Below are 8,814 nucleotides of genomic sequence, written 5' to 3'. Positions count from 1 at the left end.
GGCCCGGGGGTGAGACCCGGGCCACGACCACCGCTCAGGGGGTGTGCCGGACGGCGTTCGCGAGGATCGCGTCGCGCATGTAGGCGGCGAGGCCCGGCCCCGCGGCGTCGATGTTCCGCGTGAACCGTTCGTCCGAGACGTACATGTCGCCCAGGCAGGTGTGCATCTCGTACCCGCAGTCGTAGTGGTTGCGGGCGATCCCCTGCCGGTGGTCCTCGGCGGCGTCCATGGCCGCCTCGGAGTCGGCGGGCTCACCGGCGTCCATCAGGGCGACGAAGCGCCGGGTGAGCTCGTCGGCCTCGTCCTGGATGCGCTGCCAGTCCTCCTTGGTGTACGAGGCGGTCTTCTGCCGCGACTGGCGGTAGGCGTCGGTGCCGCCCCAGCGTTCCCGGACCTCCTCCTCGTACTGGTCGGGGTCGAAGTCGCCGAAGACCTCGAACTTCTCCTCCGGCGTGAGGTTGATTCCCATGCTGCGTGCCTCCATGGCCTGCTCCACGGCCGCCGCCATCTTCTCCAGCTTCCCGATCCGGGCGGTCAGCAGCTCGTGCTGGCGGCGCAGGTGCGCGCGCGGGTCCGCGGCCGGGTCGTCGAGCAGGGCGGCGACCTCGTCGAGCGGGAAGCCGAGCTCTCGGTAGAACAGGATCTGCTGCAGCCGGTCGAGGTCGGCGTCGCTGTAGCGCCGGTGGCCCGCGTGGCTGCGCTCGCTGGGTACGAGCAGGCCGATGTCGTCGTAGTGGTGCAGGGTGCGCACCGTCACCGCGGCGAAGCCCGCGACCTGTCCCACGGAGTAGCTCACTTCCGCTCCCTTCTCTGACACCGTCCACGCTGCCGCCTCACGTGACGTGAGGTGCAAGCCCGGTGCGGCCCCGGGTGCGGGGCCGGGGGCCCCGGCCTACCGTCGGTTGCATGTCTCTGCACAAGGGTCCCCGACCGTCCCGCGACGACGATCGTGACCGGCGCCGGCTCGCCGTGAACCCCTTCCACGCGGCCGCGAACCCGCTCGGCGGCATGACCGAGGCCCCGCCCGCCCACCGCCTCCCCGACGCCCCGCTGCCGCCGGAGAGCGCGTACCGGCTGGTCCACGACGAGCTGATGCTGGACGGCAACGCGCGGCTGAACCTGGCCACCTTCGTCACCACCTGGATGGAGCCGCAGGCCGGGGTGCTGATGAGCGAGTGCCGGGACAAGAACATGATCGACAAGGACGAGTACCCGCGCACCGCCGAGCTGGAACGGCGCTGTGTGGCGATGCTCGCCGACCTGTGGCACGCGCCCGACCCGTCGACGACCGTGGGCTGCTCGACAACCGGGTCGAGCGAGGCGTGCATGCTGGCCGGGATGGCGCTGAAGCGGCGCTGGGCGCTGCGCAACGCCGACCGGTATCCGGGGGCGCGGCCCAATCTGGTGATGGGCGTGAACGTCCAGGTCTGCTGGGACAAGTTCTGCAACTTCTGGGAGGTGGAGGCGCGGCAGGTGCCCATGGAGGGCGACCGCTTCCACCTCGACCCGCAGGCCGCCGCCGAGTTGTGCGACGAGAACACGATCGGTGTCGTCGGCATCCTGGGCTCCACCTTCGACGGTTCCTACGAGCCGATCGCCGACCTGTGCGCCGCCCTGGACGCCCTCCAGGAGCGCACCGGCCTCGATGTCCCGGTACACGTCGACGGGGCGTCGGGCGCCATGGTCGCGCCGTTCCTCGACGAGGACCTGGTGTGGGACTTCCGGCTGCCGAGGGTCGCCTCGATCAACACGTCGGGGCACAAGTACGGGCTGGTCTACCCGGGCGTCGGCTGGGCGCTGTGGCGGGACTCGGCCGCGCTGCCCGAGGAGCTGGTCTTCCGGGTCAACTACCTGGGCGGCGACATGCCGACCTTCGCGCTGAACTTCTCCCGGCCCGGCGCGCAGGTGGTGGCGCAGTACTACACCTTCCTGCGGCTGGGCCGGGAGGGCTACCAGGCGGTGCAGCAGACCGCGCGGGACATCGCCCGCGGGCTCGCCGAACGGGTCGAGGCGCTCGGTGACTTCCGGCTGCTCACGCGCGGCGACCAGTTGCCGGTGTTCGCCTTCACGACCGCCGACGGCGTGACGGCGTACGACGTCTTCGACGTCTCGCGGCGGCTGCGGGAGGGCGGCTGGCTGGTGCCGGCGTACACCTTCCCGCCGCACCGCGAGGACCTGTCCGTGCTGCGCGTGGTGTGCCGCAACGGCTTCTCCACCGACATGGCGGACCTGCTCCTGGACGACCTGGAGCGACTGCTGCCGGACCTGCGCCGGCAGTCGGGGCCGCTGACCCGGGACAAGGGGGCGGCGACCGGCTTCCACCACTAGGGGTGTCGTTCACCGGCTGAGGCGCGCGAACCTCCCCACGGCCAGCGGGAAGAACACCACGAGCAGGGCCAGGGGCCAGGCGACGGCCGCCCACACGTGGCCGGACTCGCCGCCGGGGCCGCCGAACAGGTCGCGTACGGCGGTGGCGGTCTGGGACATCGGGTTCCACTGGACGACCGTGCCCAGCCAGCCGGGCATGGAGTCGGGCGTGGCGAAGGCGTTGGAGAGGAAGCCGACCGGCCAGACCAGGATCTGCACCGCCTGCACCAGCTCCGGCTTCCCGGCCACCAGAGCCAGGAAGATGCCGATCCACAGCATGGCGAAGCGGAAGAGCAGGAGCAGGCCGACTGCGCCCAGGAAGGCGCCGGGGCCGCCGTTGGCCCGCCAGCCGAGCGCGTACCCGACCGCGATCAGCACCGTGAGCCCGAGGGCCGACTGGAGCATGTCGGCGGCGGAACGGCCCACCAGGACGGCGCCGTTGGTCATCGGCAGGGAGCGGAAGCGGTCGACGACGCCCTTGTTGAGGTCCTGGGTGACGGCGATCATGGTGCCCTCCAGGCCGAACGCCATGGTGAGCGCCAGCATCCCGGGGACCAGGTAGTCGACGTAGTCACCGCTCACGCCCCGGCCGCCGCCGACCAGGTAGCCGAACATCAGCAGCAGCATGACCGGGAAGACCAGGTTGACGACTATGGTCACCGGCTGCCGCGCCCAGCGGGCCAGCTCCCGGCGGGTCATGGTCCAGGAGTCGGTCAGGGCGTAGGTCATGGGCTTCGGGTTCGGGACGGTGCTCGTGCTCACACGGCCTCCTTCGTGCGGTCGCGGTCGGTCAGGTGCAGGAACACCTCGTCCAGGGTGGGCCGGCGCAGTGCCACGTCCTCGGCCTCCAGACCCGCCTCCTCCAGCGCCCGTACGACGCCGGAGAGGGCCGCCATGCGGTCGGTGACCGGGGCGCTGAGCAGCCGGCGGTCGGGGTCGACGCGGACGCCGGTGAGCGGCAGCAGGGCGACGGCGGCGCCGAGTTGGCCGGCGTCGCGCAGGACGACGTCGACGCGGTCGCCGCCGATGGCGGCCTTCAGCTCGTCGGCCGTGCCGTCGGCGACGACCCGGCCGGCGTCGACGACGGAGATGCGGTCGGCGAGCTGGTCGGCCTCCTCCAGGTACTGGGTGGTGAGCAGGACCGTCGTACCGCCGCCGACCAGGGAGCGGACCGAGTCCCAGACCTCGGCGCGGCCGCGCGGGTCGAGGCCGGTGGTCGGCTCGTCCAGGAAGAGCACCTCCGGTTCGGTGATCAGGGACGCGGCGAGGTCAAGGCGGCGCCGCATGCCGCCGCTGTAGGCGCTGACCGGTTTGCGTCCGGTGTCGGTCAGTTCGAAGCGCGCGAGCAGTTCGTCGGCACGCGCGCGTGCCCGCCGGGCGCCCAGGTGGTGGAGGCGGCCGAACATCTCCAGGTTCTGCCGGCCGCCCAGTTCCTCGTCGAGTGCCGCGTGCTGGCCGAGCAGGCCGATGCGCAGCCGTACGGCGTACGCCTCGGTGGCGACGTCGTGCCCCGCCACCTCGATCCGGCCCGCGTCGGGCCGCAGCAGGGTGGACAGGATGCGGACCAGCGTCGTCTTGCCCGCGCCGTTCGGGCCCAGCACGCCGTGCACCGTGCCGCGCGTGACCGTGAGGTCGAGTCCGTCCAGCGCGTCCTTGTTGCCGTACTTCTTGCGTGCCCCTTCGACGGTGATCGCCGCGTCGGCCACTGCCACTCCCCTCGCTAGCCAAATTTGACTACTCCACCAAAGTAACGCGTCGCGCATGGTTGGTCAAACTTGATTAGCTGGCGCCTCCGTCGTTTCCGTAGTACGGACGCCCCGTCGCGAACGGATTCTCCTCGCCCTCCGCCAGCACCCCGACGAACGGGTCGCCCTCGCCGGCGAAGGTGTACGCGCCGCCCCGGACGCGTTCGATGAGCCCGCGGGTCCACTCGGCGCCGGTGTCGGCCGAGTGGACCCAGAAGTTCATGATCTCGCCGATGTGCCCGAGCTGGCCCGGCCCCTCCTCGGGCGTGTAGTACTCGGTGACGGCGCCCCGCCATTCCTCGATCTTCCGCACCCGTTCCTCCAGCAGCGCGAGGGCCTCCTCGCGCGGGAGGTCGACCATGAAGCCGAGCGCCGCGGTGAGCACGTCCGGCCGCTGGTCGTAGGCGGTGAGATACGCGCGCAGCAGGGTGAGGTACTCCTCGGTGCCCTCCTCGGTGACCTCGTACTCCACGCGCGGCGGCCCGCCCGCCGTGGACGGCGCGATCTCGTGCGCGAGCAGCAGCCCCTGCTTCGCCATCTGCTTCAACGCGTGGTAGATCGAGCCGGGCTTGGCGTTGGACCACTCGTGCGCGCCCCAGTACTCCAGGTCGTTGCGCACCTGGTAGCCGTGGGCCCGCCCGTGCTGACGCACGGCGCCGAGCACGAGGAGACGGATCGCTGACATGGGGTCCAGATTAGGGGCCGGCGGCATCGGCTCAGGCGCCGGTGCGGTGTCCGGCCCACTGGCAATCGCCTCTTCGGGTCACACGTCCCTCCGCGTCGCTTCGAGCAGCGCGCGGCGGGCTCTGTCGTGCGGTACCGATGGCTCCGTGTGCCCCAGAGTCCGGTCCCGCTCCAGCCGGGCAACGGCGAGGGCGTCCTCCAGGTCCGCCAGTTCCGCAGGCGAGAGGAGTACGGCTGCCTGCGCGTCGCCGTTGGTCAATGTGATGCGCTCGCGCTGGGCTGCCCGGCGCACAAGCTGCCCGAGCATGCCTTGCGCCTCCGCGATGGGATACGTAGCAGACATGCACCCAGTGTGCGCCAGGATGCATGTCCACGACGCCGGCTTTACGCCCCCGGCGGACCCTCAGAACGGAAAGCCGCTGCGGCCGTGCTGTACCGAGATCCACTTCTGGGTGGTGAAGGCGTCCAGCATCGTATCGCCGTTGAGGCGGCCGATGCCCGAGTGCTTCTCGCCGCCGAAGGGGACGATCGGCTCGTCGTGCACGGTGCCGTCGTTCACGTGGAACATGCCGGTGTCGATCTGCTTGGCGAAGTTCACGCCGCGCTCGATGTTCCCGGTGTGCACGGCGCCGCTCAGGCCGTACGGGGTGTCGTTGACGAGGCGTACGGCCTCCTCCTCGCCGTCGAAGGGGACCAGGAAGGCGACCGGGCCGAAGACCTCCTGGCGCAGCAGTGCGGAGTCGGCGGGCAGGCCGGTCAGGACCGACGGCTCGACCAGGTTGTCCGTGACCGTGCCGCGCACCAGGGCGGTGGCGCCCTCGGCGAGCGCCTGCTCGACCACGCCGGAGACCGCGTCCGCCTGGGAGGAGTTGATCACCGGGCCGATGACGGTCGACGGGTCGCGCGGGTCGCCGGTCTTGAGGGTCCGGACCTTGGCGACGAACTTCTCGGTGAACTCGTCCGCCACCGCGCGGTCGACCAGCACGCGGTTGGCCGCCATGCAGACCTGGCCCTGGTGGACGTACCGGCTGAAGACCGCGGCGTCGACCGCGTAGTCGACGTCGGCGTCGTCGAGGACCACCAGGGCGCTGTTTCCGCCGAGTTCGAGGACCGAGCGCTTGAAGTTCGCGGCGCAGACGGTGGCCACGTGGCGGCCGACCTGGTCCGAGCCGGTGAAGGAGATGACCTTGGGGACCGGGTGCTCGATGAAGGCGTCCCCGATCTCCGCGATGTCGGTGACGACGACGTTCAGCAGGCCGCCGGGGAGTCCCGCGTCCTCGAAGAGCTTCGCGACCAGGGTGCCGCCGACGATCGGCGTGTTCTGGTGCGGCTTGAGGACGACGCCGTTGCCCAGGGCGAGGGCGGGGGCGACCGACTTCAGCGAGAGCAGGAAGGGGAAGTTGAAGGGGCTGATGACGCCCACGACGCCGACCGGCACCCGGTAGACGCGGTTCTCCTTGCCGTCGACCGGGGACGGGATGATCCGGCCCTCGGGGCGCAGCGCCAGGTGGACCGCCTCGCGCAGGAACTCCTTGGCGAGGTGCAGTTCGAAGGCGGCCTTCAGACGGGTGCCGCCCAGCTCGGCGACGATCGCCTCGCTGATCTCCTCCTCGCGCTCCTCCACCAGGCGCAGCGCCTTCTCGAACACCCCGCGGCGCGTGTACGGGTTCGTCGCGGCCCACTGCTTCTGCGCGCGCTCGGCGGCCCGGTAGGCGGCGTCGACCTCGTCGGCCGTGGCTATGGTGACCGAGGCCAGCTTCTCGTTGTCGTACGGGTTGAAGTCGATGATGTCCCAGGAGCCGGTGCCCGGGCGCCACTCGCCGTCGATGTACTGCTGGGCGAGGTCGGTGAAGTACGACGACATGAGATCCCTCAATCCCCTGAGCTGCCGCAGCCGGAGCGGGCCGCCTGAATGGGCGTCATCGTACTTATGTTTTACGAGAGTTGGAGGAGCCCCCGGAGAAGGTCGCGGCTCTCGTCCGGACCCGGACTGTCCTGCTGGAGTTCCTTCAGCGCCGCCTCGTACTGGGTGACGTCCTCGTGCTTGTCGAGGTAGAGCGCGCTGCTGAGCTGCTCCAGGTAGACGACGTCCGACAGGTCGGACTCGGGGAAGCTGAGGAGCGTGAACGCGCCACTCTCGCCGGAGTGTCCGCCGAAGCCGAACGGCATGATCTGGAGCCGCACATTGGGGCGTTCGGACATCTCGATCAGGTACTGGAGCTGTCCGCGCATCACCTCGCGGTCGCCGTAGGGACGGCGCAGGGCGGCCTCGTCCAGGACGATGTGGAACTCGGGCGCGTTCTCCGCGACGAGGTACTTCTGCCGCTCCAGGCGGAGCGCGACACGCCGCTCGACGTCCGCCGCGCCGGCGCCCTTCATGCCGCGCCGGACGACCGCGCGGGCGTATTCCTCGGTCTGCAGCAGGCCGTGCACGAACTGCACCTCGTACACCCGGATCAGCGAGGCGGCGCCCTCCAGGCCCACATAGGTGGGGAACCAGCTGGGCAGCACGTCGGAGTAGCTGTGCCACCAGCCCGCGACATTGGCCTCCTTGGCCAGCGAGAGCAGGGAGGTGCGCTCCTGCTCATCCGTGATGCCGTACAGCGTCAGCAGGTCCTCGACGTCCCTCGTCTTGAAGCTCACCCGGCCCAGCTCCATCCGGCTGATCTTCGATTCGGAGGCGCGGATCGAGTAGCCCGCCGCCTCCCGCGTGATCCCCCGCGTCTCACGCAGTCGCCTGAGTTGTGATCCGAGCAGCATGCGCCGCACCACCGATCCGGGCTCTCCCGCGCTCACGTTCGCCAGCCTCCCCAACCGTCTTCAGGGGCCGAAGTCTGCCACTAAAACACTCCGAGCAGTACTCGTCCGGTTACGGAAACGGAATCGAGCCAAAGGAAACGCACAGGATCATGCAGGCGGTGATCCGAAACCGGTCGTCGCCGGAGATGAAGGGGAGGCGAAAATGACGGAAAAATTGCCCAACAAGCGGTACGGGCAGGTCCATTTCGGTCACGTGCACGTGCATCTGCCCTTGCATCTGCGGTACGCATCCGAAACCATGGTCCCGCACCACCGCGCCGCATCGCTACGACCGCGAACTCCCGGGAGTGCCTCGCATGGGGACGAATGGATCGACCATGCTCGAGCCGTTACGGCAGGGCCTTCCGCCACTCGACCCCGCGGCCGTATCCAACGCCGCCTCCTGCGCCCTCCCGCCACGTTTCGAAGCGGTGCGCGAGGCCCGGAGATTCACCCGCAGAACGCTCGACGGCTGGGACGCGGGCGACTGCTTCGACGACGTCTGCCTGGTGGTCTCCGAACTCGTCACCAACGCCCTGCGCCACGCGCTGCCGGCGGACACCCCCCGGCACGGCGAGCACAACGGCCCCGTCCGGCTGCACCTGATGCGCTGGACCGAGCGGCTGGTGTGCGCGGTGCGCGACCCCAGCCACGACAGTCCGGTGGCCCGCGAGACGGACGACTTCTCGGCGGAGTCGGGCCGCGGCCTCTTCCTCGTCGACTCCTTCAGCGACAGCTGGGGCTGGCACCCGCTCGCCGGGACGCTCAACGGCAAGGTCGTCTGGGCCCTGTTCCGGCTCCCGCGGCCCTGCGAGGGGGCGGACCCGACCTACGGATGACGCTGCACCGCGACGCCTTGCCGCGTCGCGGTTCTACGCGTGTCACGCGTCGGGTGCCACGTGTCAGCTCGCGTCAGCTCGTGACCAGGTGGTCGAACTCGCCGTCCTTGACGCCGAGCAGCATGGCCTCGATCTCGGCGCGCGTGTAGACCAGCGCGGGTCCGTCGGGAAAGCGGGAGTTGCGCACCGCGACCCCTCCGTCGGGCAGCCGCGCGAACTCCACGCAGGACCCCTGCGAGTTGCTGTGCCGGCTCTTCTGCCAGGCTGCGTCGTGCAGCTGCGTGGCGGCCATGCCGTTGTACACGCCGGACACGCGGTCAACGTCGTACACGTCGTGGTCCACAGGTCGCTCCCCGGTGGTGCACTGGCTGATGTGGCCA

General features: G+C 70.3%; 11 protein-coding genes. 2 read left to right on the top strand and 9 right to left on the bottom strand.

The window, feature by feature from the left end:
* Positions 1 to 34: 34 nt before the first annotated feature.
* A complete protein-coding gene (locus ACFWR9_RS02550) occupies positions 35 to 796 on the bottom strand; it encodes a MerR family transcriptional regulator (protein ID WP_383834317.1) in 762 nt (253 codons plus the stop codon).
* A gap of 110 nt (positions 797 to 906) precedes the next feature.
* Between ACFWR9_RS02550 and ACFWR9_RS02545 the strand changes: the two genes are divergently transcribed.
* Positions 907 to 2,328, top strand: a complete 1,422-nt coding sequence (locus tag ACFWR9_RS02545; protein ID WP_383834314.1) for a glutamate decarboxylase — start codon at positions 907 to 909, stop codon at positions 2,326 to 2,328.
* A gap of 9 nt (positions 2,329 to 2,337) precedes the next feature.
* Here the strand turns inward: ACFWR9_RS02545 and ACFWR9_RS02540 are convergent, their stop codons facing one another.
* From ACFWR9_RS02540 to ACFWR9_RS02510, 7 genes are all read right to left on the bottom strand, one after another.
* A complete protein-coding gene (locus ACFWR9_RS02540; protein ID WP_383834546.1) occupies positions 2,338 to 3,096 on the bottom strand; it encodes an ABC transporter permease in 759 nt (252 codons plus the stop codon).
* A 29-nt stretch (positions 3,097 to 3,125) separates the two neighbouring features.
* Complete coding sequence (locus tag ACFWR9_RS02535; RefSeq protein WP_383834311.1) at positions 3,126 to 4,073, bottom strand: ATP-binding cassette domain-containing protein; 948 nt, start codon at positions 4,071 to 4,073, stop codon at positions 3,126 to 3,128.
* A 73-nt stretch (positions 4,074 to 4,146) separates the two neighbouring features.
* A complete protein-coding gene (locus tag ACFWR9_RS02530; RefSeq protein ID WP_383834308.1) occupies positions 4,147 to 4,797 on the bottom strand; it encodes a PadR family transcriptional regulator in 651 nt (216 codons plus the stop codon).
* Between the two features lie 78 nt (positions 4,798 to 4,875).
* A complete protein-coding gene (locus ACFWR9_RS02525) occupies positions 4,876 to 5,139 on the bottom strand; it encodes a type II toxin-antitoxin system prevent-host-death family antitoxin (protein ID WP_383834305.1) in 264 nt (87 codons plus the stop codon).
* Positions 5,140 to 5,199: 60 nt separating this feature from the next.
* Complete coding sequence (locus ACFWR9_RS02520) at positions 5,200 to 6,660, bottom strand: aldehyde dehydrogenase family protein (protein WP_383834302.1); 1,461 nt, start codon at positions 6,658 to 6,660, stop codon at positions 5,200 to 5,202.
* 71 nt (positions 6,661 to 6,731) lie between these two features.
* Entirely contained in the window at positions 6,732 to 7,556 is an 825-nt protein-coding gene (locus ACFWR9_RS02515) for a helix-turn-helix domain-containing protein (protein WP_383834543.1), read from the bottom strand.
* A 109-nt stretch (positions 7,557 to 7,665) separates the two neighbouring features.
* Positions 7,666 to 7,809 carry a hypothetical protein gene (locus ACFWR9_RS02510; RefSeq protein ID WP_383834299.1) on the bottom strand — a complete coding sequence of 48 codons (144 nt, stop codon included), beginning with the start codon at positions 7,807 to 7,809 and terminating at the stop codon, positions 7,666 to 7,668.
* 103 nt (positions 7,810 to 7,912) lie between these two features.
* Between ACFWR9_RS02510 and ACFWR9_RS02505 the strand changes: the two genes are divergently transcribed.
* A complete protein-coding gene (locus ACFWR9_RS02505) occupies positions 7,913 to 8,434 on the top strand; it encodes an ATP-binding protein (protein WP_383834296.1) in 522 nt (173 codons plus the stop codon).
* Between the two features lie 73 nt (positions 8,435 to 8,507).
* Here the strand turns inward: ACFWR9_RS02505 and ACFWR9_RS02500 are convergent, their stop codons facing one another.
* On the bottom strand, positions 8,508 to 8,777 hold the full coding sequence (locus tag ACFWR9_RS02500; RefSeq protein WP_383834293.1) for a DUF397 domain-containing protein: 270 nt from the start codon (positions 8,775 to 8,777) through the stop codon (positions 8,508 to 8,510).
* Between the last annotated feature and the right edge of the window lie 37 nt (positions 8,778 to 8,814).

Source organism: Streptomyces sp. NPDC058534 (assembly GCF_042717365.1).
Lineage (GTDB): Bacteria > Actinomycetota > Actinomycetes > Streptomycetales > Streptomycetaceae > Streptomyces.
The sequence above is the reverse complement of the archived record's forward strand: the minus strand, read 5'-3'. Positions and strand labels throughout refer to the sequence as shown.